The sequence below is a fragment of the Nocardioides sp. genome, assembly GCF_014360585.1.
Classification (GTDB): domain Bacteria; phylum Actinomycetota; class Actinomycetes; order Propionibacteriales; family Nocardioidaceae; genus Nocardioides.
Genome location: NZ_JACIXG010000080.1, coordinates 1 through 24,562, shown reverse-complemented (window position 1 = coordinate 24,562; position 24,562 = coordinate 1). Strand labels below are relative to the sequence as shown.

At 69.3% G+C, this 24,562-nt stretch carries 18 protein-coding genes; 5 read left to right on the top strand and 13 right to left on the bottom strand.

The genetic code is table 11. The features are described from left to right. Positions 1-90 precede the first annotated feature (90 nt). From H5T77_RS20835 to H5T77_RS20820, 4 genes are all read right to left on the bottom strand, one after another. Complete coding sequence (locus tag H5T77_RS20835) at positions 91-2,751, bottom strand: FtsX-like permease family protein (protein ID WP_292652521.1); 2,661 nt, start codon at positions 2,749-2,751, stop codon at positions 91-93. Further along, positions 2,748-3,470 carry an ABC transporter ATP-binding protein gene (locus H5T77_RS20830; protein ID WP_292652520.1) on the bottom strand — a complete coding sequence of 241 codons (723 nt, stop codon included), beginning with the start codon at positions 3,468-3,470 and terminating at the stop codon, positions 2,748-2,750. Before H5T77_RS20830 ends, H5T77_RS20835 begins: the two co-directional genes overlap by 4 nt. Before the next feature lie 72 nt (positions 3,471-3,542). After that, positions 3,543-3,692: a hypothetical protein gene (locus tag H5T77_RS20825; RefSeq protein ID WP_292652519.1), complete on the bottom strand. Its 150-nt coding sequence runs from the start codon at positions 3,690-3,692 to the stop codon at positions 3,543-3,545. Continuing rightward, the gene (locus H5T77_RS20820) at positions 3,689-4,258 is read right to left on the bottom strand and encodes a PadR family transcriptional regulator (RefSeq protein WP_472850359.1); all 570 of its coding nucleotides are present in this window, start codon (positions 4,256-4,258) and stop codon (positions 3,689-3,691) included. The genes H5T77_RS20825 and H5T77_RS20820 overlap by 4 nt, the downstream gene beginning before the upstream one ends. A gap of 187 nt (positions 4,259-4,445) precedes the next feature. Between H5T77_RS20820 and H5T77_RS20815 the strand changes: the two genes are divergently transcribed. Then, a complete protein-coding gene (locus H5T77_RS20815; RefSeq protein WP_292652515.1) occupies positions 4,446-7,253 on the top strand; it encodes a M4 family metallopeptidase in 2,808 nt (935 codons plus the stop codon). On the opposite strand, the gene H5T77_RS20810 is transcribed toward H5T77_RS20815, so the two are convergent. The 4 genes from H5T77_RS20810 to H5T77_RS20795 all read right to left on the bottom strand — a co-directional run bounded on the left by H5T77_RS20810 (position 7,208) and on the right by H5T77_RS20795 (position 12,032). Next, positions 7,208-7,684: a hypothetical protein gene (locus H5T77_RS20810; protein ID WP_292652513.1), complete on the bottom strand. Its 477-nt coding sequence runs from the start codon at positions 7,682-7,684 to the stop codon at positions 7,208-7,210. The two genes, H5T77_RS20815 and H5T77_RS20810, sit on opposite strands and share 46 nt — an antisense overlap. A gap of 172 nt (positions 7,685-7,856) precedes the next feature. Further along, on the bottom strand, positions 7,857-10,034 hold the full coding sequence (locus H5T77_RS20805) for a 3-hydroxyacyl-CoA dehydrogenase NAD-binding domain-containing protein (protein WP_292652511.1): 2,178 nt from the start codon (positions 10,032-10,034) through the stop codon (positions 7,857-7,859). A 139-nt stretch (positions 10,035-10,173) separates the two neighbouring features. Continuing rightward, positions 10,174-11,385, bottom strand: coding sequence for an acetyl-CoA C-acetyltransferase (locus tag H5T77_RS20800; RefSeq protein WP_292652509.1), 1,212 nt, complete (start codon positions 11,383-11,385; stop codon positions 10,174-10,176). A gap of 53 nt (positions 11,386-11,438) precedes the next feature. Continuing rightward, positions 11,439-12,032: a MerR family transcriptional regulator gene (locus H5T77_RS20795; protein WP_292652507.1), complete on the bottom strand. Its 594-nt coding sequence runs from the start codon at positions 12,030-12,032 to the stop codon at positions 11,439-11,441. 133 nt (positions 12,033-12,165) lie between these two features. Between H5T77_RS20795 and H5T77_RS20790 the strand changes: the two genes are divergently transcribed. Next, positions 12,166-13,314, top strand: coding sequence for an acyl-CoA dehydrogenase family protein (locus H5T77_RS20790; RefSeq protein ID WP_292652505.1), 1,149 nt, complete (start codon positions 12,166-12,168; stop codon positions 13,312-13,314). Positions 13,315-13,455: 141 nt separating this feature from the next. Here the strand turns inward: H5T77_RS20790 and proC are convergent, their stop codons facing one another. Further along, positions 13,456-14,244, bottom strand: coding sequence for a pyrroline-5-carboxylate reductase (gene proC, locus H5T77_RS20785; RefSeq protein ID WP_472850358.1), 789 nt, complete (start codon positions 14,242-14,244; stop codon positions 13,456-13,458). Positions 14,245-14,359: 115 nt separating this feature from the next. Between proC and H5T77_RS20780 the strand changes: the two genes are divergently transcribed. After that, a complete protein-coding gene (locus H5T77_RS20780) occupies positions 14,360-15,982 on the top strand; it encodes an amidohydrolase family protein (RefSeq protein WP_292652501.1) in 1,623 nt (540 codons plus the stop codon). Positions 15,983-16,025: 43 nt separating this feature from the next. On the opposite strand, the gene H5T77_RS20775 is transcribed toward H5T77_RS20780, so the two are convergent. Both H5T77_RS20775 and H5T77_RS20770 read right to left on the bottom strand, forming a co-directional pair. Further along, the gene (locus H5T77_RS20775; protein ID WP_292652499.1) at positions 16,026-16,427 is read right to left on the bottom strand and encodes a DoxX family protein; all 402 of its coding nucleotides are present in this window, start codon (positions 16,425-16,427) and stop codon (positions 16,026-16,028) included. A gap of 204 nt (positions 16,428-16,631) precedes the next feature. Continuing rightward, positions 16,632-20,048, bottom strand: coding sequence for a bifunctional proline dehydrogenase/L-glutamate gamma-semialdehyde dehydrogenase (locus tag H5T77_RS20770; protein ID WP_292652498.1), 3,417 nt, complete (start codon positions 20,046-20,048; stop codon positions 16,632-16,634). An 83-nt stretch (positions 20,049-20,131) separates the two neighbouring features. On the opposite strand from H5T77_RS20770, the gene H5T77_RS20765 reads away from it, so the two are divergent. Then, positions 20,132-21,049, top strand: coding sequence for a LysR family transcriptional regulator (locus H5T77_RS20765; protein WP_292652496.1), 918 nt, complete (start codon positions 20,132-20,134; stop codon positions 21,047-21,049). A gap of 19 nt (positions 21,050-21,068) precedes the next feature. Here the strand turns inward: H5T77_RS20765 and H5T77_RS20760 are convergent, their stop codons facing one another. Continuing rightward, positions 21,069-21,737, bottom strand: a complete 669-nt coding sequence (locus H5T77_RS20760; protein WP_292652494.1) for a TetR/AcrR family transcriptional regulator — start codon at positions 21,735-21,737, stop codon at positions 21,069-21,071. Between the two features lie 105 nt (positions 21,738-21,842). Further along, positions 21,843-23,357: a flavin-containing monooxygenase gene (locus tag H5T77_RS20755; RefSeq protein ID WP_292652492.1), complete on the bottom strand. Its 1,515-nt coding sequence runs from the start codon at positions 23,355-23,357 to the stop codon at positions 21,843-21,845. Positions 23,358-23,628: 271 nt separating this feature from the next. On the opposite strand from H5T77_RS20755, the gene H5T77_RS20750 reads away from it, so the two are divergent. Beyond that, entirely contained in the window at positions 23,629-24,486 is an 858-nt protein-coding gene (locus tag H5T77_RS20750; protein ID WP_292652489.1) for a hypothetical protein, read from the top strand. Positions 24,487-24,562: the final 76 nt, after the last annotated feature.

Here is a 24,562-nt window from a genome sequence, read left to right as displayed (position 1 = left end):
GACGTCACATACGCGAATCGAGTTGGCACCAACGTGCCAACTCGATTCGCGGGAGTGACGTCTCGACCGACGTACGTGACGCCTCGGCGGTTATTCGACGCGGGCCACCATGGGCAGGCGACTGCGGGTGGTCACCGCGACGATCAGCGCGATCAGCAGCGGAAGGCCGACCACGATCACTCCGACCAGGGTCCAGGGGATCTCGAGGTAGTGCGAAGCCACGTCGTCGCGCACCGGCCACCCCTCGGCAGTGAGCGGATAGCTGACCGCGATGCCCGGCACGAACCCGATGATCGCGCCAGGGACCGCGCCGAGGAGCGCGACCACGATCGCGTACGCAGCACCGACCCCCCGCCGCGTACGTGTCCGGGCTCCGACCGCCGACAGCGTCGCCAGGTCGGGCCGGGCGTCGTTGAGCGCCAGGTGCGTGGCGGTCAGCGCGCCGCCGATCATCAGAGCCCCGCCCAGCGTGACCAGGAGAAGCCACACGATCACGGCTGAGTCCTCCTCCTGGAACCCTCGCTCGACCTGGAGCATCGTGGAGAGCTCTCCCCCGGCCAGCGCCTCGCTCAGGTCGGTCTCCGCGACCTCGCTGATCCGAGCATCCTCGATGTAGAGCCCCGTGATCTGCGGGTCGGCACCGACCCGCTTCGCCACCGCCGGCGTCACGACCGCGTACGCAGGCGCGGCCCGGTCGCCGACATCGACGAAGGTGGCCGGCACGCTGATCGCGGTCCGCTCCTGCTCCTCGTCGTCCTCCTCCGAGTACGCCTTGACGGCCAGACGGGCCGACTCTGAGGACACCAGCGCGTCGTCGGTGGTGAACACGACCGCTCCGGAGGAGCGCAGCGTCTTCTCGGCAGCGGTGACATCGAGCCCTGGCAGCGACCGGGTCACGACCCCAGGGAGGGTGCCGTCGGCGACGATCAGCTCGCCGAACCCGCCGGTGGTCGTGTCGAGCGGGACCTGGTCGCCGTCGTCGGTCTCGACGGAGATGTAGCCGTCGGGGTCTGTGAGTCTCGCGCCGGTCATCGGCGTGACCGTCGATCCCGGGCTCGCCTTCTCGATCTGCGCGGTGACGCGCTGCCACTGCCCAACCGTGGGGGCTTGATCGCCGGCGTTGACGGCGTGCCGCGGCTGGACCGTGGCGTCCCCGATCGCGAACGCGGGCAGATAGCTCTCCTCGTTCTGCTTCTGGTCGCTGCCGAACGCGATCCCGAGCGTGACCACCCCGACCACCGTCACCGCGATGGCACCGACCGCCGGAACCGTACGGGTGCGATGCCGGTCGGCGTCGCGGGTCGCGAAGCGGATCGCCAGCGGCATCCCGGCGCTGAGCCGGGCGGCCAGCGACACCAGGACCGGAAGGATGAAGAGCAACCCCGTGACACAGAGCAGGACACCGAGAGCGATCGGGATGCCGCTGAGCGCATTCCGGGTGCCGAAAGCGGCCGAGGCGACACCGGCGACGAGCAGCACGATCCCGATGACCGGCGAGCTCCGCGATGGCCGGCTCGCAGAGCGACGTCCGGCCAGCACGCCGACGACGTCCTGCCGCGACGCGATCCAGGCCGGTACGACGGCCGCGCAGATCGCGGCCGCAAACCCGATCGCGGCAACCGCCAGAATCTGCAACCACGGCACCTCGAACGGCCCGAACCAGTCGGACACCTGCGCCTGAGCGAGCGGCTGGAGCAGCCGAGCGAGCCCGATCCCGAGGACAGCACCCACGACGGCAGCCACCGCACCGATGACGATCGCCATCCCGAGCAGGACTCGCCGAGCCTGGCGAGCAGTGCCGCCCGAGGCCGCGATCAGCGCGAGGTCGCGAGCCTGTCGCCTGGCCGCCACCGCGAACGCAGGACCGGCCAGCAGCACCACCTCGAGCAGCACCATGACCACGATGAGGACGACGATCACAGCCTCGGCAGGATCCGGCGCGCCTGGCTGCGGACCGAGCTCGCGCTCGGCAGCCAACGCCTCCGCAGACGGGTTCTCGACGACCGAGCGCGAGAGGACGAAGGCACCCTCTGCGTTCAGCTTCTCGACGTCGGCCCAGGTCATCGACTCGCCACCGACCAGCCAGGTCGGGACGTCGACGGTCGCTGTCGTCGGCAGGTCCAAGCCCGCGACGAAGGGTTCGTTGCGTACGGACGCCGACTCGACGATCCCCACGATCTCGCGGACCTCCTCGGAGCCCGCGCCCGGAATCCGCAGCTCCTCGCCGAGGCCCGGCCCGCGCTCTGCGAGGGCCTCGTTGACCACGACCTCGCCCGTGCCCTGCGGGAGGCGACCCTCGGTCAACCGCGTCAGCCCGGCCGCGAGCGGATCGCTCAGATCAGTCCGGAGGCCGCTCGCCCAGGTGACCCCCTTGTCGGTCCGTACGTCGAAACCGTAGTCATGCGCCGCGAGCACCGGCCGGTCCCCGACCACGGCCCGCAGACCGGCCGTATCCAGCGGTCCGTCGCCGGTCTCCGCCAGCCACTCGGCCCCCTTGTCGGGGTCGATGCCCTGCCGGACCGGTCCGGAGCTCCGCGCCTCGACGAGCGCAGCAGCCTCGGTGCCGAGCCGCCGGTCGAGGCCCTCACCGGTGTCGACGCTGTAGGTCTGGTAGGTCACCGCGATCGCGGTCACGCCCGCGACCGGCAGCGCGATCATCAAGATGACCAGCAGGCTGCGCCACTTCGCGCGCCGGGCCTCCCGCTGCCCGATCCGCAACGCGAGCCGCCATCCGGCGAGTCGCCCGCTCATTGCTCGACCCCTGTCGCGAAGACCGTGCTCGGCGTCTCGCCGGCCTCGTCGACGACGAGACCGTCACGCACATAGATCACCCGGTCGGCCCAGCTGGCGTAGCGCGGCTCATGGGTGACGAGCACGCCGGCAGCGCCCGCGTCGCAACGCGCACGGATCAGCTTGAGGATGTCCTCGCCGGTCTCGGTGTCGAGAGCTCCGGTCGGCTCGTCGGCCAGGATCAGCCGGCGCTCACCGACGATCGCCCGCGCGATCGCGATCCGCTGCCGCTGGCCGCCGGACATCTCGTCGGGGAACCGGTCCGCGAATCCGTCGAGACCGACCTCCTCGAGCGCGACCCTCGCCGCGTCCCGCGCCGGGCGCCGGCCGGCGCCGTCGAGCTCCAACGGCAGCGAGACGTTCTCGGCGGCGGTCAGCGCCGGGATCAGGTTGAAGTCCTGGAAGACATAGCCGATCGACGTACGCCGCAGCTTCGCTCGCCCGCTGATCCCGGCCTCGCCGAGATCCTGGCCGTCGACTGACACGGACCCGGAGGTCGGCGAGTCGAGGCCACCGGCGATGGTCAGCAACGACGACTTCCCGGAGCCGCTCGGGCCCATGATGGCGACCAGCTCACCGGCGTACGCAGCGAGGCTGACACCCCGCAGGGCCTGGACCTCGGCAGCGCCGGTGCCGTGGACGCGGCTCACGTCGGTGAGCCGGAGGACAGGATCACTCATGCCGCCGCCTCCGTTGCGCAAGTCAAAGAATACGGACGCGGCGGCCTGAGGCCGATTGTCGTTCGCTGGCGCTCACTCATCAGTGGACTCCTCGGTCGAAGTGTTGCCCGGCTTGACGGGCGTTGCATGGGCGCGGCGGCTCAGCCGCTCGCGGGCGTCGGCGAGCCAGCGATCGCTGTCGTGGCTGAGTCGGCGCAGGTCATGGGCGAGGGCGGCGTTCATCGCGTGCCTCCATCGGTGGGCTCGGTGGGCTCGGCGGGCTCCGGCGCGGTGCTCGTCGCTGCCGCCCGGCGAAGCCGGGACTCGCAGTGGTCGAGCCAGCGGATCTCGGCCTCGGCCGCGAAGACGAGCCGGTCGAGCACCAGCCCCCCGGCGAGGTCGTCGCCGGCACCGGAGCGCGCCTGGCGCCGATACCCCTGGAGCGCCTGCATCGTCGCGTTGCGCTGCTGCTGGACGACCTTGCCGACGTCCACGCTCGGCACCGCGACCGCCACCGCGAGCTTGATCGCGAGCTCGTCGCGCTGTGGCTGCGTACGCTCCACGGGGCTGTCGAACCACCCCTTGACCTCGACCCTGCCGGCCTCGGTCAGCTGGTAGAGGGACCGTCCCTCCGCGTCGGTCCCTCCGGCCTCGACGAGACCGTCACGCTCGAGTCGCGACAGGGTCGTATAGACCTGCCCGACGTTCAACGGCCAGCTCGCGCCGGTGCGCTGCTCGAACTCGGCGCGCAGCTCATAGCCGTAGCGCGGCTTCTCCAGCAGCGCCAGCAGTGCGTGTTTCACGGACACTCGATCACCCCCTCTGATTACTTACTGAGTATGTATATACCGAGTATGCACTCGAGTTCAAGTCCTGATCGGCCGGAACCAACGGCCGAGGTTTCGGAAATTCCGCTGCTGCCGTACGCCCTGCATGGAAGACTTCCGTCGCCGGTTCGGGTCGGCCTCACCAAGCCATCTGAACAAGGGACAAGAAGTGTCACGTCATGGACGTGTCGTCGCGCTGGTCGCGGCGTCACTCGCTCTCGGCGGGGTGAGCGTCATCCCGATGACCTCGTACGCCGCCGAACCCGACCCGATCGCGACCTACACGGACCGCGCCGGCGTCCCCCTGACCATCCATCGGACCACCAGCGGCGAGGCCGACTTCATCGGCGCGAAGCGTGCCGCGGCCGAGCCGCTGGGCGCGTCGGTCGCCCCCGGCAAGGCCGCCCGGACCCATCTCGGCCGGGCGGGTGACGCCCTCGGCACCGACGACCTCGATCTCCGCGAGCAGGACACGACCGCGGCCGTGGGCGGCGGGTCGGTGACCAGGTTCGGCCAGTACGTCGACGGTCTCCCGGTCCTCGGCGGCGAGGTCGTCCTCGGCCTCGACGAGGAGCGTGGCCTCACCTCGGCGTCGACCAACCTCTCCGATGTCACCTCGGCGAAGGCTGCGATCGCCGACCGCGCAGACGCAGCGAAGTCAGCCAGAACGGTCGTCAGCAAGGCCCACCACGCCGCCACCGGACTCCGCGTCGCCGAAGAGGGGACGTGGCTCTACGACGACGACCTGATCCGCGGGCCCCGGATCGGCGAGACGAGCGTCTACCGGTTCACGGTGACCAACGACGCCGACATCCGCGAGACCGTCCTGGTCCACGCCGGCAGCGGCCGCGTCCTCATGCACATCAACGAGATCGCCCACGCCAACCGTCGCATCTGCGACGACGCCAACGTACGCCGCGACGCGATCGGCTGCACGGAGACCAGCTCGACGGTCAAGCGCCGCGAGGGCGAGGCGGCCACCGGTCTCGCCGAGGTGGACCGCGCCTACGACATGATCGGCGCGACCTCCGACCTCTACGCGTCGCTAGGCCTGGACCTGACCGAGGAGATCGGCTGGTCCACGGCCACCAGCCCCGCCGTCACCGCGACGACCCGCTACTGCGAGCCAACGGCGCCGGACTACACGCCGTCGTGCCCGATGGACAACGCCTTCTGGAACGGCCAGCAGATCTACCTCGGCCAGGGCCTCGCGGTCGACGACATCGTCGCCCACGAGCTGACCCACGGGGTGATCGAGCGCAGCTCGAACCTCTTCTACTGGTACGAGTCGGGCGCGATCAACGAGTCGCTGGCCGACGTGATGGGCGAGATCGTCGACCACCGCTACGCCACCCCCGACGACTCGCCGACCGACTGGCGCGTCGGTGAGGACTCCTCGCTGGGCGCGATCCGCTCCCTCGCCAGCCCGACTGCCTACCGCCAGCCGGACCGGATGACCAGCTCGCTGTGGGACGCCGACGACCTCACGTACCACGCCGACGGCGGCGGGGTGCACACCAACAGCGGCGTCGGCAACAAGACGGCCTATCTCATCTCGCAGGGCGGCACCTTCAACGGCCGCACCATCACCGGGATCGACGGTGACGACGAGACCCTGCAGAAGACGGCGGCCCTCTACCTCTACACGATCCAGCACCTCGTCTCCGGCAGCCAGTACGCAGATCTCGGCCGTACGCTGGTCACCGGCTGTGCCGCCCTCGCCAGCGCCGGCACGGCCGGCTTCACCACCGCCGACTGCACCCAGGTGCGCCTGGCCACCGAGGCGACCGAGCTCGCGAAGTCGCCCACCAAGGCCGGCGCTACCCGCCCCGCGGAGGCGCCGAACACCTGCCCCGCCGGCAGCGTCGACAAGGTCGCGGCACCCACCCCGACGACTAGCCTCGGGGGCCTGTGGCACCGGGCACCCGACGCCGCCGACGGCGTCGCCGCCAACGACCGCGACGGCAACGGCTCGGACTTCGGCTGGAACCCCGACCCGGCGGCGTACGGCGACCCGACGGCCAGCGGCCTGACGACAGCCGGCATCAAGGTGCCGTCCGGCAAGCGGACCTACCTGCGGTTCAGCCACTGGTATCTCTTCGAGTGGTACCCCGGCGGCGACCCCGCCCACCCCACGCCGCAGTACTACGACGGCGGCGAGGCCCGCCTGCTGGTCAACGGGGTCGCGACCGCCATCCCGTCCTCGGCCTGGGTGAACGGCCCGAAGCAGAAGCTGCTCCTCAACAGCCCCACCAAGCCGATGACCGGCTTCGGGGGCGACTCCAACGGATGGATCAGCTCCCGCGTCGACATGTCCGCCTACGCCGGCAAGACCGTCCAGCTCCAGTGGGTCGTCCGCGGGGACAACGACGGCTCGCTCCTCGGTTGGTACGTCGACGGTCTGGAGCTCTACTCCTGCACCCCGAAGACGATCGCGAACACCGCCGCCCCGAAGATCAGCGGCAGCCAGCGGGTCGGCTACACGCTGACGTCCTCGAAGGGCTCGTGGAGCCCGACCGCGACCACGGTCAAGTACCAGTGGATGCGCAACGGGGTCCCCATCAGCCGGGCCACCGGGTCGACCTACAAGCTGACCGGCTCCGATCACGCCAAGACGATCCACGTCAAGGTCACCGCCTACTCATCGGCGTGGCCGGCGGCCAACGTCGGCAGCAGGTGGAGCTCGGGCACCGGCAAGATCCTCGCCGGCTACCTGACTCCGGTCACTCCGTCGATCCGCGGCACCCGCAAAGTGGGCTACCTGCTCACCGCGCTCCGTGGCGAGTGGAAGCCGGCCGGGGTGACGTACTCCTACCAGTGGCTGCGCAACGGCAAGGTCATCCCGGGCGCCACCGGCAAGACGTACCGGTTGAAATCGATCGACCGCCACGACCGCATCCGGGTCCGGGTCACCGGGCGCAAGACTGGTTACTACACCAAGTCCCGCCTCTCCGCGGCGACGACCGTGATCCGCTGACCCCCACCTGAGGATGGCGGCCCGGAGCCATGGCGCACATCGGCCACGGCTCCGGGCCGCACCTCTTCATCACGTACGTCAGGCGGGCGGGCCCTGCGCCCAGGGACTGATCCGCACCTCGGCCCCGTCGAGGACGTCGAGATCGCCCGGCGCCCCCGGCGCACTGACCCGGAGCGTGACGGGCTCGCCGCGTCGTGTCCGCCGAAGGTGACCTCGAGATCCGTCATCCGGCAGGACGGCGCCCCGGGGTCGGCGGGCCAGGGCGCGGCGTCGCCGATCGGCGGCATCGTCGTCTGCGGCGGGGTCGTGCCGCCGATCCAGCCCTCGACCTCGCCGCCCCTCGTGCCTTGGACCACGTAGGCCAGCGGCTGTCCCGTCCGCCCGGGATAGCCGTCGTGCGCGGTGAGCCACCGGCCGACGTCGGCGATCACGACCCCCACCCAGAGCTCGCGCCCTCGTGTACTGCCCGGCAACGCCACGTACGTCCTCCTCGACCTCTACGGAAGGCAAAGAGTCGCACAGGGCCGGCCGCGGCAGCCCCGCAAAGGACGAACCGGCACGGTCCTTCACAGGATCCGTGCCGGTTCATCACGATGCCGTGGGTCAGGCGGGGAAGCCTTCACCCTTCGCCGCGAGCTCGCGGAGGTACGCCGTCGGGCGGAACCGCTCGCCGTAGGTCTCGGCCAGCTCGTCGGCCCGAGCCAGGAAGGCCTCGATGCCGATCGAGCCGTCAGCGGCCTCGTAGCCGGTGATGAACTGCGCCGCACCACCGGTCTGCGGCGGGAAGCCGATGCCGAAGATGGAGCCGATGTTGGCGTGCGCGGCGGAGGTGATGACCCCCTCCTCGAAGCACTTCGCCGTCTCGATCGCCTCGATGAAGAGCATCCGCTCCTCGGCGTCCTCGAGCGGGATCTGCTTCTCGGCGACCGGGAACACGTCGCCGAGCCCCGACCAGATCGAGGTGCGCTTGCCGTCGGCGTAGTCGTAGAATCCGGCGCCCTTGAGCTTGCCGGAGCGACCCGCCTCGATGAGCGGGGTGAGCACCTTCTCCGTGGTGGTCAGCTCCTCGACACCGGCAGCCTCCCGCGTCGTACGAGCGATCTTGACCATGAGCTCGTGGTTGAGCTCGTCGGCGATCTGCAGCGGCCCGACCGGGAACCCGGCCTGGGTCGCGGCACGCTCGAGCGAGTAGGGCGCAAAGCCCTCGGCGAGCAGCTCCAGACCCTCCTGGATCTGGGTGCCGATGACGCGCGAGGTGTAGAAGCCGCGGCTGTCGTTGACGACGATCGGGGTCTTCTTGATCTGCTGGACGATGTCGTAGGCCTTGGCCAGCGCGACGTCGTTCGTCTCGGCGCCCTTGATGATCTCGACCAGCGGCATCTTGTCGACGGGCGAGAAGAAGTGCAGGCCGATGAAGTCCGCCGGGCGGTCGATCCCCTTGGCGAGCTCGGTGATCGGCAGCGTCGAGGTGTTGGAGCAGAGCACCGCGTCCTCGTTCACGAACGGGGCGATCTCGCTGAAGACCTTCTGCTTCAGCGAGACGTCCTCGAAGACCGCCTCGACGACGACGTCGACGCCGGCGAAGTCCTCCGGCGCGACCGTCGCGGTGATCCGGTTGAGGATCTCGTCGGCCTTCTCCTGCGTCAGCTTGCCGCGCGAGACCGCCTTCTCGTTGAGCTTGGCGGTGTAGGCCTTGCCCTTTTCGGCCGACTCGATGGCGACGTCCTTGAGGACGACCTCCGCACCGGCCCGGGCGAAGGAGTACGCGATGCCGGCGCCCATCATCCCGGCACCGAGCACGCCCACCTTCTTCGCGGTGAACTTCTCCACGCCGTCAGGACGCAGCGTGCCGGCACCGATGGCACCGAGGTCGAAGAAGAACGCCTGGATCATGTTCTTCGACTGCTGGCCGGTGACCAGGGAGACGAAGTAGCGCGACTCGATCCGGGTGGCGGTGTCGAAGTCGACCATCGCGCCTTCGACCGCGGCCGACAGGATCGCCTTCGGCGCCCGCATGTCGGACTGCTTGAGCTGCTTGCGCAGGATCGGCGGGAACGCCGGGAGGAAGCCCGCGAGCGCCGGCGAGGTCGGCTTGCCGCCGGGCATCTTGTAGCCGGGCTTGTCCCACGGCTGGGCGATCTCGTCGGGGTTGGCCTTGATCCACGCCTTGGCGGCGGGGACGAGCTCGTCGGGGGAGGAGACGAGCTCGTCGACCAGTCCCTTCTCCTTCGCCGCGGCGGGCTTGAACTTGGTGCCCTGGCCGAGCACGTCCATCAGACCGGTCATGATGCCCAGGAGGCGTACGACGCGGGTGACCCCACCGCCGCCCGGGAGCAGTCCGAGGGAGACCTCGGGCAGGCCGATGTCGTAGCGGGCGTCCAGCGCGATCCGGTGCTGGGCGGCCAGCGCGATCTCCAGACCGCCACCGAGGGCGGCGCCGTTGATCGCCGCGACGACCGGCTTCGGGAAGGTCTCCAGCTTGCGGAGGGTCGCCTTGATCGCCTCGACCTCCTCGAAGACCTGGGCGCCGTTCTCCGGGCGGACCTGGATCATGTTCTTGAGGTCGCCGCCGGCGAAGAAGGTCTTCTTCGCGGAGGCGATGACGACGCCGGTGACGCTCTTCTCATCACTGGCAGCTTCGGCGTACAGCTTCTCGACGGCCTCCGCCATCGAGGTCTTGTACAGCTCGTTCATGGTGTTGGCCGACTGGTTCGGGTCGTCCAGGGTCAGCGTGACGATGCCGTCGGCATCCTTGTCGTACTTGACTGCGGTTTCTGTCATTTCAAGTCCTTGTTCTTCAACTCAGCCGTTGGTCGAGCCGCCGGAGCCGCTAGGCGGAGGCGTGTCGAGACCAACACGGTCGCTTGATGTGTTGGTCTCGACACCGCTCGCTGGCGCTCGCGGGCTCGACCAACCGGGCTCAGACCAGCTCGACGATCGTGGCGATACCCATGCCGCCACCGACGCACAGCGTGGCGAGACCGCGCTGCTTGCCCTGACGCTCGAGCTCGTCGACCAGGGTGCCGAGGATGATGGCACCGGTCGCGCCCAGCGGGTGACCCATGGCGATCGCGCCGCCGTTGACGTTGGTGACCGACTCGTCGATGCCCATGTCCTTCATGAACCGCATCGCGACCGCGGCGAACGCCTCGTTGATCTCGAACAGGTCGATGTCGTCGACGGTGAGGCCGGCCTTGGCCAGCGCCTTGCGCGAGGCCGGGGCGGGGCCGGTGAGCATGATCGTCGGGTCGGCACCGGAGACTGCGGCCGAGATGATCCGGGCGCGCGGGGTGAGCCCGTTGGCCTTGCCGGCCTCCTCGGAGCCGATCAGCATCAGCGCGGAGCCGTCGACGATGCCGGAGGAGTTTCCGGCGTGGTGGACGTGGTCGATCTTCTCGACCCAGTGGTACTTGGCCAGCGCGACGTCGTCGAAGCCGGCCTCCTGACCCTGCTGGATGAAGGACGGCTTGAGGCCGGCCAGCGTCTCGGCAGTGGTGCCGGGGCGGATCAGCTCGTCGTGGTCGAGCACGGTCAGACCGGTCTGGTCGACGACCGGGATGACGGCATCCTTGAAGTAGCCGTTCTCCCAGGCGGCGGCCGCACGGGCGTGGGACTGGGCGGCGTAGCGGTCGACGTCCGCGCGGCTGAAGCCCTCGATGGTGGCGATCAGGTCGGCGCCGATGCCCTGCGGGACGAAGCCGGTCTTGAGCGCGGTGTCAGGGTCCTGCGCCCAGGCGCCGCCGTCGCTGCCCATCGGCGCCTTGCTCATCGACTCGACACCGCCGGCGAGGATGAGCTCCTCGAACCCGCCGCGTACGCGGGAGGCGGCCTGGTTCACGGCCTCGAGGCCGGAGGCGCAGAAGCGGTTGAGCTGCACTCCTGCGGTCGTCTCGGGGAGACCGGCCTTGATGGCGGCGGTCTTGGCGATGTCACCGCCCTGTTCGCCGACAGGGGTGACGACACCGAGGACGACGTCGTCGATCTGCTCGGGGTCGAGGTTGGGGTTCCGCTTGCGCGCCTCGTCGATCAGGCCGACCACCAGGTCGATCGGCTTGACCTCGTGGAGCGCTCCGGTCTTCTTACCCTTCCCGCGCGGCGTGCGCAGGTGGTCATAGATGAATGCTTCAGCCATGCGCCGATTGTGACACTAAAACTGTCACAGTCAACAGGGTTGGACAGAAACGTTCACGAGAGATTGCGGGAGATGGTCCGGTTCACGGCGTCCTGGAAGCTCACCACGATCGCCTCGGTGGTCAGCTGACGAAGCCGCGGGAGCACCTCTTCGAGATGTGCAGCCTCCTCCGCGGTGTGGTGGGTCCGCTTGAACGGGTCGACGACCTGATCGCGCAGGATCGTGTTGAGCTCGTCCGCAAGGTCGGCCATGAGTCGTGAGGTCGCTGCGTACGCCGCCGCCAGGGCGTCTCGGGGCAGCCCCAGAGCGATCAGCTCGCGCCCGATCCGGGCCTGGATGTCCTCGGTCGGCTCGGTAGCCCAGGAAGTGATCATCGCGCGCTGCATCGCCAGATCCTCACGCGTGACGTCCGCGGGAAGCCGACCGAGGTAGCGCTCGATGGCCTGCAGGGTGAAGCCGTGCTCCTGGAGCGCGGTGACCAGATCCAGGCGAGCCCGATGCTCCGGACCGTAGTAGGCGACCCGCCCGCGACGGATCGGCGGCGGGATCAGGCCGAGGCTCGCGTAGTAGCGCGTGGTGCGCACCGACAACCCCGTGGCGGTCGACAGCTCATCGATCGTCAGCAGTTCCTCGGTCGTCTCGGTCATAGTCAGGGACCGTAGACCAATCTGTTGCTACTTCGCCAGTGTTACTGTCACAGTTGCACCGTCGCCGCCCGAGAATGCGGTCTGCGTCACAGACCTGAGGCACCATGTGCCCGACTGTCTACGAAGGAGTGTCATGCCCGAGAAGCCCACCATCTACGAAGCTGAGCACGAGGACTTCCGCGCTACAGCCAAGGCCTTCTTCGAGAAGGAGGTCGTGCCCTTCCACGGCGAGTGGGAGAAGGCCGGCATCGTCCCGCGCGAGCTGTGGAAGAAGGCCGGCGACACCGGGCTGCTCTGCTTCGACGTCGAAGAGGAGTTCGGCGGCCCGGGTATCAAGGACTTCCGGTTCAACGCCGTCCTCCACGAGGAGATGGCGAAGATCGGCGCCAGCGGACCGGGCTTCTTCGTCCACACCGACATCATCGTCCCCTACATCTCCCACCTCGGCACCGCGGAGCAGAAGGCCCGGTGGCTGCCGGGCTGCGTCTCCGGCGAGATCATCACCGCCATCGCGATGACCGAGCCGGGCGCGGGGTCGGACCTCCAGGGCGTACGCACCACCGCGGTCGACAAGGGCGACCACTACCTCCTCAACGGCTCGAAAACGTTCATCTCCAACGGGATCAACGCCGACCTCGTCATCGTGGTCGCCAAGACCAACCCCGACGCCGGCGCCCACGGCATCTCGCTGCTCGTGGTCGAGCGCGGCATGGAGGGCTTCGAGCGCGGCCGCAACCTCGACAAGGTCGGCATGAAGGCGCAGGACACCGCCGAGCTCTCCTTCACCGACGTGGTCGTGCCGAAGGAGAACCTGCTCGGCGAGGAGGGCTCCGGCTTCGTCTCGCTGATGACCCTGCTGCCGCAGGAGCGGATCTCGGTCGCCTCGATCGCGGTCGCCGCGGTCGAGCAGGTCCTCGAGCTCTCCCTCGACTACGCCCGCACCCGCGAGGCGTTCGGCCGCCCGATCGGCCGCTTCCAGAACACCGCGTTCACGCTCGCCGAGATGGCCACCGAGGCCTACCTCGCCCGCCTGTTCCTCAACGACGCCATCACCCAGCTCAACGCCGGCACCGCCGACACCGTCCTGGCGAGCATGGCCAAGTGGTGGACCACCGAGCTGCAGAAGAAGTTCGTCGACCAGGGCGTCCAGATCCACGGCGGCTACGGCTACATGATGGAATACCCGATCGCCAAGGCGTTCATCGACAGCCGCATCCAGACCATCTACGGCGGCACCACCGAGGTCCAGAAGCTGATCATCAGCCGCCACCTCGGGCTGTAACCCCGCCCCGCTGGTCGCGCCGCCACCGCTGGTCGAGCCGCCGGAGCCGCTAGGCGGAGGCGTGTCGAGACCAACACGGTCGTCTCGAGTGCCGATGGGAACCGTGTTGGTCTCGACACGCTCGACCGACGGAGGGGAAGGCTAGGAGAGCTCCTGGCTGCGCACGAAAGCGGCGCGGGTGGCTTCGAGGAACGCCGCCCGCAGGCCGTTCTGCTCCAGCGCACCCAAGGCGGCCGCGGTCGTGCCGCCGGGCGAGGTGACCTGCTCGCGGAGGATCGCCGGGTGGGTGCCGCTCTTGAGCAGCTCCGCGGATCCGGCAAGCGTCTGGATGACGAGGGTGGTCGCGTCGTCCCGGGTCAGCCCCAGATGGACACCGGCCTCGATCCAGGACTCGGCGACCATGAAGACGTACGCCGGGCCGGACCCGCTGATCGCGGTGACGGCGTCGATCTGCGACTCGGGCACCGTGACCACCTTGCCCACCGCACCCATCAACTCGGCCGCGGTGGCAACAGCCTCCGGCGTCGCCTTCGCGCCACCGGCGACGGCGGACATGCCCTCCCCGACCAGCGCCGGCGTGTTGGGCATGACCCGCACGACCGAGACACCGTCCGGCACGGCCGGCTCCATCGCGGAAGTCGGGACACCGGCGGCCAGCGAGACCACTGTGGTTCCCGGGCGCAGCGCGGAGGCGATCGACTCCAGCACCGGCACGATGCCGTAGGGCTTCACGCCCAGCACCACCACGTCGGCCTCGGCCACGGCCTCGGCGGCGGGCAGCGTACGGATGCCGTGCTTCTCGCGAAGCGCGGCCGCCTGCTCCTCGCGTGACTCCACGACGATGACGCTCTCCGGAGCGTGACCCGCCTCGAGGAGTCCGGCGAGGACAGCCCCGCCCATGTTGCCTGCACCGATGATCGCGATGGTCATGCTCGCCAGTCTCTCAGAGCAGACGACCTTCCTGATTAAGGCCCCGAGCGACCCAAGCAACTGCTAGGTTGCCATCCTCAGGCCCGTCAGACGCCGCTGGTCACCGGGAGGCCGCATGCGCATCCGTCGTACGTCCCTGCTCGCTGTGATCGCCCTCGCGGTGACCGTCGCGATGGTTGGGCCACCGGCCTCGGGTGATGACGTGGAGCGGCGGCTCCCCTCCCCAGAATCAGAGATCAACGTGACCGGGGAGCCGTTCACCGGCACCGCTCCGGACGGCACGGTGCAAGGGCTGATCGACGCCCACAGCCACATGTTCATGCAGGACGGGATCGGCGGCGCGGCAGTCTGCGGGAAGGCCTTCTCCGAGGCCGGGATCGCCGACGCACTGAAGGACTGTCCTTCTCACGGGATCGCCGGTGAGACCGCGCTGCTGGAGAACCTGACCCGTTCGGGGAGCCCGCTCGGGTTCCACGACACCACCGGCTGGCCCTCGTTCAAGGACTGGCCGGCGTACGACTCGTTGACCCACCAGCAGATGTACTACCGCTGGGTCGAGCGCGCCTGGCGCGCGGGACAGCGGATCCTGGTGGTGCAGCTGACCAGCAACAAGGCGCTGTGCGCGATCAACCCCGGCACCCACCAGTCGTGCGACGAGATGACCGCGGTGCGGAGACAGGCCCGGGATGCGTACGACACCCAGGCGTTCATCGACGCACAGTACGGCGGCGAGGGGCGCGGGTGGTATCGGATCGTCACCGACGCCGGCCAGGCACGCGAGGTGATCGAGGACGGCAAGCTCGCCGTGGTGCTCGGCGTCGAGACCTCCGAGCCGTTCGGCTGCTCCCAGAAGCTGCGGCTGCCCTCGTGCACACGCGCCAACATCGACAAGGGGCTCGACGAGCTGAAGTCGCTCGGAGTCTCGTCGATGTTCCTGTGTCACAAGTTCGACAACGCGCTCTGCGGGGTCCGCTACGACGAGGGCACCACCGGGCTGCTGATCAACGCCGGGCAGTTCCTCACCACCGGCACGTTCTGGACGCCGAAGGCCTGCGACCCCGACCAGCCGCACGACAACAACCCGCGCCTGATCGCCAGGCCTCCCGGGCTGGAATGGCTGCCGCAGCCGCCGATCTATCCCGAGGGGACGGTCTGCAACCCCCACGGTCTCTCCGCGCTGGGCGAGTACGCCCTGCGGGGCCTGATCAAGCGCGGGATGATGGTCGAGGTCGACCACATGAGCGCCAAGGCCGCCGGCCGGGCCTTCGACATCCTCGAGGAGGCCGACTACCCCGGCGTGCTCGCCAGCCACTCCTGGATGGACGAGCGCTACCTCGACCGGCTCTACGCCCTCGGCGGGTTCTCGACGATCTACGGCCACAGCACCGACCAGTTCCTGGCGGAGTACGTCCGCACCGCTCCCGTCCGTGACCGCTACGGCGCGGGCATCGGGTTCGGCTTCGACATGAACGGCTTCGGCGGCACGCCCGGACCTGCGAAGACGCAGGTCAGCTACCCCTTCCGCAGTTTCGACGGAGGCTCCGTCGTCGACCGCCAGGTCACCGGCAAACGGATCTGGGACTACAACACCGACGGTGTCGCCCACTACGGGATGATCCCCGACTATCTCGAGGACCTCCGCCTCACCGGCGGTCAGGACGTCATCGACGACATCGTCCGCGGCTCGGAGACCTACCTGCGTACGTGGGCAGGGGCACAGTCAGCAACAACACCCTGACAAGCAGGCCCGCCGACTCGGCCGTCATGTCATAGGGGGCGGCTCAGTCGTTTCTCGTACCCCTGAGCCAGCCACCGCCGAACAGGGCCCAGACGATGAGCACGGGTTGGAAGAACAGCCGGATCAACCGCTCACGGTCGGTGTCGAGGCCGAATGCGTCGACGCCTTCGACGTACTGAGCGATGTTGCCGGGGAAGATCGCCACGAAGAACGCGGCGAGCAGCATTCCGATGAGCCGCCGCTTGCTCGGCAGCAGGATGAAGGCCAGCCCGAGTCCGATCTCGACAACGCCAGAGCCGAGCACGGTCAGGTCCTCATCGATCGGGAACCAGTCCGGCACCTGCGCCCGGAACTCCTGTCGCTGTGCGGTCAGGTGCGCCACGCCGGCGCCGATCATCGCGACGCCCAGCAGAAGGCGCGCGATGGTTCGCGCGATCGAGATCATCGCCCCACTGTAGGAGAACGCGAGGAGCCCGACGGGGTCGACCACGCTGGTCGAGCCGCCGGAGCCGCTAGGCGGAGGCGTGTCGAGACCAATACAGCCCTATCGAGCGCGAAGGGGACTGTGTTGGTCTCGACACCGCTCGCTGGCGCTCGCGGGCTCGACCAGCGAGCGAAGCGAGTGCCAGCGAGGCGACGAGAGCTGCGGCTAGAAGAGGTTCTCCACCAGCGGCGTCGGCGAGCCGAAGCGGTGCGCGGTGACCGAGACGGCCTGCTCGTGCAGGAAGGTGAGCAGCTCGACGCGGCCGGCCTCGACGACGGGCTGGGCGTAGAGGGCGATGTCGACCCGGCCCTGGCTCGCTTCGGCGAAGGACTCGCGCGACCCACCCAGGAGGCGTACGCGGCCGGGCGCATCGGTCCCGGACAGCGTGGCGCTCCACGCGGCGGCGTCCTCGACGACGTAGGTCGCACCGGTCGCCCGCACCAGCGAGACGGTGTCATCGTCCAGGTCAGCGGCGACGGACACCGTCACCGGCGCCTCGGCCGCGACTCCGGCGGCGAGGACTCGCAGCAGGTGGGCGATCGGCCCACCCTCGTACCGGATGGTGACCGGCACCGGCGAGTAGCGCAGCACGTTGACCTCGGCGGTCAGTCGCGACACGTCCCGGGCGGCACCGAACTCGCGCTCCCAGGCGACCGCGTCCGACCCGGCGCCACGCTTGAGCATCTCGATCTCGTCGATCTGCAGCCTCCCGGCCCAGTCGACGAGCGATCGGACGGCGGCGGACGGCGTCGCGAGCTCGGTGGCCGGAGCCGGGACCCAGTCGCTGAGTCCGACCAGGTAGTTCGGCCCACCGGCCTTCGTCCCGGCGCCGACGGCCGACTTCTTCCAGCCACCGAACGGCTGGCGACGCACGATCGCGCCGGTGATGCCGCGGTTGACGTAGACGTTCCCGGCCTCGACGGAGTCGAGCCAGTGCTCGATCTCTGCCCGGTCGAGGCTGTGGATGCCGGCGGTGAGGCCGTAGTCGACCTGGTTCTGGATCTCGAGCGCCTCGTCGAGCGAGTCGGCCGAGATCAGACCGAGGACGGGACCGAAGTACTCGGTCAGGTGGAACTCGGAGCCACGCTTCACCCCGGTCTTCACGCCTGGCGACCAGAGGCGACCGGTGTCATCGAGCTGGCGCGGCTGCACGAGCCACGACTCGCCCGGCGCGAGCGTCGTCAGCGCCTTGAGTAGCTTGCCGGAGGCGGGCTCGATGACCGGGCCCACCTGCACCGTGGGGTCGGTCGGGTAACCGACCGTGAGCGAGGTGACCGCGTCGACGAGCTGGTCGCGGAAGCGGCGCGAGGTCGCGACCGAGCCGACCAGGATGCCCAGCGACGCCGCCGAGCACTTCTGGCCGGCGTGGCCGAAGGCGGAGTAGACGAGGTCCTTGACCGCGAGGTCGAGGTCGGCGTCCGGAGTGACCACCAGAGAGTTCTTGCCCGAGGTCTCGGCCAGCAGCGGCAGGTCCGGACGGAACGAACGGAAGAGCTCGGCGGTGTCGAACGCACCGGTCAGCACCAGCCGGTCGACGAGCGGCGAGGCGATCAGCGCGCGACCGACCTCGTTCTCCGGCACGTGGACCAGCCGCAGGACCTCCTTCGGCACCCCGGCGGCCCAGAGCGTCTCGACCAGCACCGAGCCGCAGCGCTGTGCCTGCGGGGCCGGCTTGATCACCACGGCCGAACCGGCCGCGAGCGCCGCCGCGACCCCACCGGTCGGGATGGCGAGCGGGAAGTTCCACGGCGGGGTGACCAGCGTGAGCCGGACCGGCACCTGGCGGGCGCCGTCCACCGTGTCGAGCTCTTCGGCCAGGCTCGCGTAGTAGTTGAGGAAGTCGATCGCCTCGGAGACCTCGGGGTCGCCCTGGTCGAGCGTCTTGCCACACTCCGACGCACCGACCTCGAGCCACTCGGCGCGACGCCGCTCGACCTCGACGGCAGCGGCCCGCAGGACGGCGGCGCGCTCGGCACCGGTCTTGCGGCCCCAGTCGGCCTGGGCGCCGACGGCGCCCTCGAGCACCGACTCGACAGCCTCGACCGAGGTCACCGTGTGGTCAGCGACGAGCTGGGCACCGAGCGTCGAGGAGCCCACCCGGGCGATGATCGCCTTGCCCCACTCGCGGTTGCCCGGCAGGTGCGGGTCGGTGTCCGGGGTGTTCTCGAACGGCCCGGCCATCGGCGCGGCGTCGACGGGCTCGCGCCGGTCCTGGGTCCGGTTGGGTGCCGGCACAGACTCGTCGACAGCCTCCAGCGAGCGTACGAACCGCTCCTTCTCACGCGCGTAGAGGGCCTCGGAGGAGTTGAGGTCGAAGACGGCCGACATGAAGTTCTCGGTGCTCGCGCCCTCCTCGAGGCGACGCACGAGGTACGCGATCGCGACGTCGAAGTCCTTCGGGTGCACGACCGGCACGTAGAGCAGCAAACCGCCCACGGTCTCCTGGACCGCTTCGGCCTGGCCCTCGGCCATCCCCAGCAGCATCTCGAACTCGACCGAGTCACGAACACCGCGCTGACCAGCCAGGATCCATGCGTACGCCACGTCGAACAGGTTGTGGCCGGCGACGCCGAGACGCACGTTGTCCATCCGCTCGGGCGTCAGGGACCAGGCCAGCACCCGCTTGTAGTTGGTGTCGGAGTCCTGCTTGGTCGTCCAGGTCGCCACCGGCCAGCCGTGCAGCGACGCCTCGACGTGCTCCATCGGCAGGTTGGCGCCCTTGACCAGACGGACCTTGATCGCCGCGCCCCCACGCGCACGGCGAGCAGCCGCCCAGTCCTGCAGCTTGATCATCGCGGCCATCGCGTCCGGCAGGTACGCCTGCAGGACGATCCCCGCCTCCAGGTCGGCCAGCTCGGGACGGTCGAGGAGCCGCGTGAAGACGTCGATGGTCATGTCGAGGTCGCGGTACTCCTCCATGTCCAGGTTGATGAACTTCTTCGTCCCGGCGGCCGAGGATTTCGCCGCGTAGGTGTAGAGCGGGAGCAGCCGCTCGACGACGTGATCGACCGCGTCGTCGTAGGCCCAGACCGCGTGCGGCGCGACCGGCGAGGAGACCTTCACCGAGACGTAGTCGACGTCGTCGCGGGCCAGCAGCTTGCGGATCCCGGCCAGACGACGGTCGGCCTCCTTCTGGCCCAGGACGGCCTCACCGAGGAGGTTGATGTTCAGCGAGACACCGCGCTCGCGGATCCGCTCGATCTGCTTGCCGAGCCGTGCGTCGGAGGCGTCGATCAGCAGGTGACCCACCATCTGCCGCAGCGCACGGCGCGCTACCGGGATGACGAACCAGGGCGCGACCAGCGACATCAGCGCGCCGAGCTTCACGCCCAGCTTCAGGTGCCAGGGCAGGAACGAGGGTACGTTGCCGGCCAGCTCACGAAGGCTGGCCGCCGCCACGCGTACGTCCTCGGGCCGGATCACCCGGTCGACGAAGCCGACGGTGAAGTCGAGCCCCGCGGGGTCCTTGAGTACGTCGGCGAGGCGCTGCGCGGCGGGCGCGGTCGGCTTGGTCGAAGCCTTCGCCAGCCAGCCGCGGACGAGGTGGTCTACCTCGGCGATGAGCGCGTCATTGGTGGTCATAGTGCCGAGTATGCGACCAGAGTCACGTAAGATAAAGCGATGTTTGTTGGAGGTTATTCGTAAGAAAATCTGAATGGAGAACCATGCTCGACGTCCGCCGCCTTCGTCTCCTCGCCGAGCTCGCCGCGCGCGGGACCCTCGCCGAGGTCGCCGAGGCCCTCCATCAGAGCCCCTCCTCGGTCTCCCAGCAGCTCGGCCAGCTCGAGCGGGAGGTCGGGGTGCCGCTGCTCCGCAAGGCCGGCCGGCGGGTCCAGCTCACCGCCGCGGCCGAGGTGCTCGTCGAGCACACGACCGAGATCCTGGCCCGGCTCGAGGCGGCCGAGGCCGCGGTCACCGCGCTCGGTGACGACACCGCCGGGACGGTGCGGGTCGCCGTCTTCCAGTCCGTGGCCCTTGCCTACATGCCACAGGCCCTCGCCGACCTGACCAGGCGTCATCCCCGGCTGCGGGTCATGCTGTCCCAGCGCGCGCCCGAGCAGGCGCTCAACGACCTCGCCCTGCGCGAGCTCGATCTGGTGGTCGCCGAGCACTACCCCGACCACGGCGCACCGCACTTCGACGGTCTCGACCGGCAGCCGCTCACCACCGACCGGCTCCGACTCGCTCTCCCACCCCGCGGCTCCGGAGCGATCTGGGACAACATCACCTCCCTCGCCGAGGCCGGATGTGTCCCGTGGGCGATGGAGCCGCCGGGCACCGCCTCCCGGCACTGGATCGAGGAGCAGTGTCGCCGCGCCGGCTTCGAGCCCGAGGTCCGCTACGAGACCGACGACGTCGAGGCCCACGTCGCGCTGGTGGAGTCCGGCAACGCCGTCGCGCTGCTCTCCGACCTGATGCGGGTGCGCCACCGGACCGCCGTGCGGCTCATCGACCTGCCGGAGTCACCGCGGCGTACGGTCTTCACCGCCACCCGCACGGCCATCGCCGACTCGCCGGGGATCATCGCCTGCCGTTCCGCGCTGGCTCGTGTGGTGCCGCCGGATCTGACGCTGCCCGACTGACCTCGGGCCGCGACAGGGGTCAGGCGAAGATCTCCTCGAGGGGCTGGTCGTGGTCGATCGAGAGTCCGTACGCCACCGTGCGGGTGTCGATCATGGCCAGCACCGCCTCGGTGACGACGGCGGTCAGGTGCTCGGCGTCGGGGATGCCTTCACCGAGGTGCACCCAGCGGCGTACGGCTCCGAAGACCATCCCGATCAGGCCGTAGATGAGCGGGTCGACGGCCTTCTTGTCGACCTCGGAGACCTCCACGCCGGCCAGGTCGAACGCGGCCAGGATCAGCTCCTTGATCCGCTCGGCGATCCGGTCGAGGCCCTGCTGCAGCGGGCCGGTGCCGTTCGGCGCGGTGTCGACGTCGGCCACCTGGTGCAGGAGCGGGTGCTCGAGCGCCCAGTTGACGTACGCCCCGACGGTGCGCGAGATGATCTGGCGGATCGAGCCGGTCAGCTCCATCGCCGGGAACAGCTTGGCCCACAGCCCGTCGAGGATGTCGGCCTGGATGGCGAGGTCGAGCTCGCGCCGGTCGGCGAAGTGACGGTAGACCACGGACCGGGAGAGCCCGGCTGCCTGGCCGATCGCCTGCAGGCTCACGTTGACGCCTTCGGTCTCGATCAGACCGATCGCGGCGTCGACGATGCGCTTTCGTCGGTCATCGTTGTGACGCTTCCAGCGAACTGCCCTGCCATCCATGGTGGGGCCATCGTAGTCCCACGCACTTCACGCCGGGCGCGGAACGCCTGTCACAGCAACCGCAGGCCCAGCACGGGCAGAGCTCGAGCAGAGGCCAGGCCGGGCTCAGCCGAACCGGATCACACCGTCGGCGACCGGCGAACCGAGCGCCTTCATGTCGACGAGGTAGTTCTGCTTCGCGGCCCACGGGGCCCGGTCTCCCGCCTTCGGCATCAGGTCCAGCGAGCGCTGGATGTAGCCGGAGGCGAGGTCCATGAACGGCCGCTCCTCGACGTTCGGGTCCCGGGAGACGGAGGCGACGTCGTAGCCGTTCTCTCCCATGAAGTCGATCAGCCGGATCACGTAGTCGGTGACCAGATCGGCCTTCAGGGTCCAGGAGGCGTTGGTGTAGCCGATCGTGTAGGCGAAGTTGGGGATCCCGGTGATCATCAGGCCCTTGTAGGCCATCTGGTCGGGGAGGTTGATCGGCTCGCCGTCGACGACGTACTCGAGCCCGCCGAAGAGTCGCAGGTTGAGCCCGGTCGCGGAGATGACGATGTCGGCCTCGAGCGTCTCGCCCGACTCGAGCTCGATGCCCTTCGGCACGAACGTCTTGATCCGGTCGGTCACCACTGCGGCGTACCCCTCCCGGATCGACTTCATCATGTCGCCGTCGGGGACGAAGCAGATGCGCTGGTCCCACGGGTCATAAGGCGGGTTGAAGTGCTTGTCGACGTACGCGATCGCCTCGGTCTTGCTCATGCCAGGCCGGCCGCCGCGGTCGGTGAGCCCGTTGATCCACTGGTCGCGGATGACCTTCTTGACGACGCCGGGAGCCCGGCGGGTCAGCTGGTAGGTGCCGACGGTGAGCGCGATGTTCTCCCAGCGAACGGTCTCGTGGCCGATCTTCTCGCGCAGGCGCTTGAAGGGCAGCTTGCCGAGCAGCTTGAACGGCGCCGTGTTCAGCAGCGAGGCGATCGCGTCCTGACCCGGACGGGAGAGGATGTAGGTCGGCGTACGCTGCAGCATCGTCACCTTCTCGGCGCGGTCGCTGCCCTCTCCCGCCAGGTTGGGCAGGAGGGTGACCGCGGTCGCGCCGGAGCCGATGATGACGACCTTCTTGCCGGCGTAGTCGAGGTCCTCGGGCCAGTGCTGCGGGTGCACGAACGTGCCCTCGAAGTCGTCGAGACCGGCGAACTCCGGCTGGTAGCCGTTGTCGTAGTCGTAGTAGCCCGAGCAGTTCCAAAGGAAGCCGGCGGTGATCTCGGTGGGCCCGTCAGCGGTCTCGACCGAGACCGTCCACTGCTTGTCCTCGCTGCTCCAGGCGGCTCCGGTGACCTTGTGGCCGTAGCGGATCAGCTTGTCGACGCCGTAGTCCTTCGCCGTCTGGCGCAGGTAGTCACGGATCTGGTGACCGTCGGCGAGGGCCTGCGCGCTCTCCCAGGGCCGCCACTTGAAGGCGAAGGTGAACATGTCGGAGTCGGACCGGATGCCCGGGTAGCGGAAGAGGTCCCAGGTGCCGCCACTGGCCTCACGCTGCTCCAGGATGGCGAGCGTCTTGCCGGGGAGGCGCTCACGGAGCTGCGCAGCCGCTCCGATGCCGGAGACGCCGGCACCGATGATCAGTACGTCGACATGCATGTGGGCAAGGTTACCCGGGAGTACGTGTTTGCGACACCCTGTCTCGCAAACTTTTGCAAGCAATGTGGAGGGAGCGCTCGACATGCACGTCTCGGTAACACCGACCGCACCCCCCTTCCGCGCTTGCGAGCGGGGTCACTACGCTTCGGTCGGCAGCTGCGGGGGCGGCGAGCGTCCACGGCGATTCTTGGGTCATTCACCCATCGCTTTCGATGGCTGAGGCTGCGCACGGACCGCAGCTAGCGGTCAACGGTCTTCGAAAGGTTTTCGAGTGTTCAGCATCAAACGCGCCGGTGCGATCTTCGCAGGCGCAGCACTGGCCGGTCTGGTCGCAACCCCGGCGTTCGCCACCGGCGACGACAAGGGCGGCAAGGGCGACCCCGGCGGTAACAACGGCACCGTCAAGATCATCAAGCACGGCAACATCGACGACATCCCCAACAACGAGCCGCACGTCGGCTGCGAGCTCGATGTCGAGTGGTACGGCTTCGACGAGGGCGCGGACATCATCTCGAAGATCAGCTTCGAGCTCCACGCACCGACAGAAGGCGGTGACCTGACCGTCGACGGTCCGGCCGAGGTCTTCGTCGGCGGCGACGCCGCCAGCGGCGCCGGCACCGACGACGGGCTCGATGGTCGCGAGACCTACAAGCTCTCCGCGACCGGCCTGGCTCACCCGAAGCAGGGCTTCCACGTCAAGGTCACCATCCACACCCCCCGTAGCCATGGCAGCGACACCAAGTCCAAGGTCTTCTGGTTCCAGAACTGCGAGACCGAGGAGCCCTCGGGCACACCGACCCCGTCCCTGCCGCCGCTCGGCGAGGAGCCCTCCGAGGAGCCCACCCCGTCCGACGAGCCCACCCCGGGCGAGGAGCCGACCGACGAGCCCACCGAGGCCACCCCGGTCTCCGACGAGACCGAGCCCGCCGAGGAGGAGTCCGCGACCCCGGTCGCCGACGACGACTCCGAGGTCCCGACCAACATCGACGCCGGCCTCGCCGGCGAGAGCGACTCCGCCGTGCCCGCGATGTGGCCGCTGCTGGCCATGCTCGCCGGCGCTGCCGCTGCCGGCCTCGCCCTGGTCGTGGTCCTGCGTCGCCGCGCGGCCGCTCTGGTCCGCAACGACTGATCCACCCCGCGTCATCTGAAACGGCGCGGCGTCCGACCTTTGGGTCGTACGCCGCGCCGTTTCTCCTTGGCGACTG

What these genes read in the sequence shown, in the direction of transcription:
- proC (WP_472850358.1), bottom strand. Translation starts at nt 14,244, where the DNA reads ATGACCATCGCGATCATCGGTGCAGGCAACATGGGCGGGGCTGTCCTC.
- H5T77_RS20795 (WP_292652507.1), bottom strand. Translation starts at nt 12,032, where the DNA reads ATGACCGAGACGACCGAGGAACTGCTGACGATCGATGAGCTGTCGACC.
- H5T77_RS20805 (WP_292652511.1), bottom strand. Translation starts at nt 10,034, where the DNA reads ATGACAGAAACCGCAGTCAAGTACGACAAGGATGCCGACGGCATCGTC.
- H5T77_RS20790 (WP_292652505.1), top strand. Translation starts at nt 12,166, where the DNA reads ATGCCCGAGAAGCCCACCATCTACGAAGCTGAGCACGAGGACTTCCGC.
- H5T77_RS20755 (WP_292652492.1), bottom strand. Translation starts at nt 23,357, where the DNA reads ATGCATGTCGACGTACTGATCATCGGTGCCGGCGTCTCCGGCATCGGA.
- H5T77_RS20825 (WP_292652519.1), bottom strand. Translation starts at nt 3,692, where the DNA reads ATGAACGCCGCCCTCGCCCATGACCTGCGCCGACTCAGCCACGACAGC.
- H5T77_RS20830 (WP_292652520.1), bottom strand. Translation starts at nt 3,470, where the DNA reads ATGAGTGATCCTGTCCTCCGGCTCACCGACGTGAGCCGCGTCCACGGC.
- H5T77_RS20770 (WP_292652498.1), bottom strand. Translation starts at nt 20,048, where the DNA reads ATGACCACCAATGACGCGCTCATCGCCGAGGTAGACCACCTCGTCCGC.
- H5T77_RS20780 (WP_292652501.1), top strand. Translation starts at nt 14,360, where the DNA reads ATGCGCATCCGTCGTACGTCCCTGCTCGCTGTGATCGCCCTCGCGGTG.
- H5T77_RS20775 (WP_292652499.1), bottom strand. Translation starts at nt 16,427, where the DNA reads ATGATCTCGATCGCGCGAACCATCGCGCGCCTTCTGCTGGGCGTCGCG.
- H5T77_RS20765 (WP_292652496.1), top strand. Translation starts at nt 20,132, where the DNA reads ATGCTCGACGTCCGCCGCCTTCGTCTCCTCGCCGAGCTCGCCGCGCGC.
- H5T77_RS20800 (WP_292652509.1), bottom strand. Translation starts at nt 11,385, where the DNA reads ATGGCTGAAGCATTCATCTATGACCACCTGCGCACGCCGCGCGGGAAG.
- H5T77_RS20835 (WP_292652521.1), bottom strand. Translation starts at nt 2,751, where the DNA reads ATGAGCGGGCGACTCGCCGGATGGCGGCTCGCGTTGCGGATCGGGCAG.
- H5T77_RS20760 (WP_292652494.1), bottom strand. Translation starts at nt 21,737, where the DNA reads ATGGATGGCAGGGCAGTTCGCTGGAAGCGTCACAACGATGACCGACGA.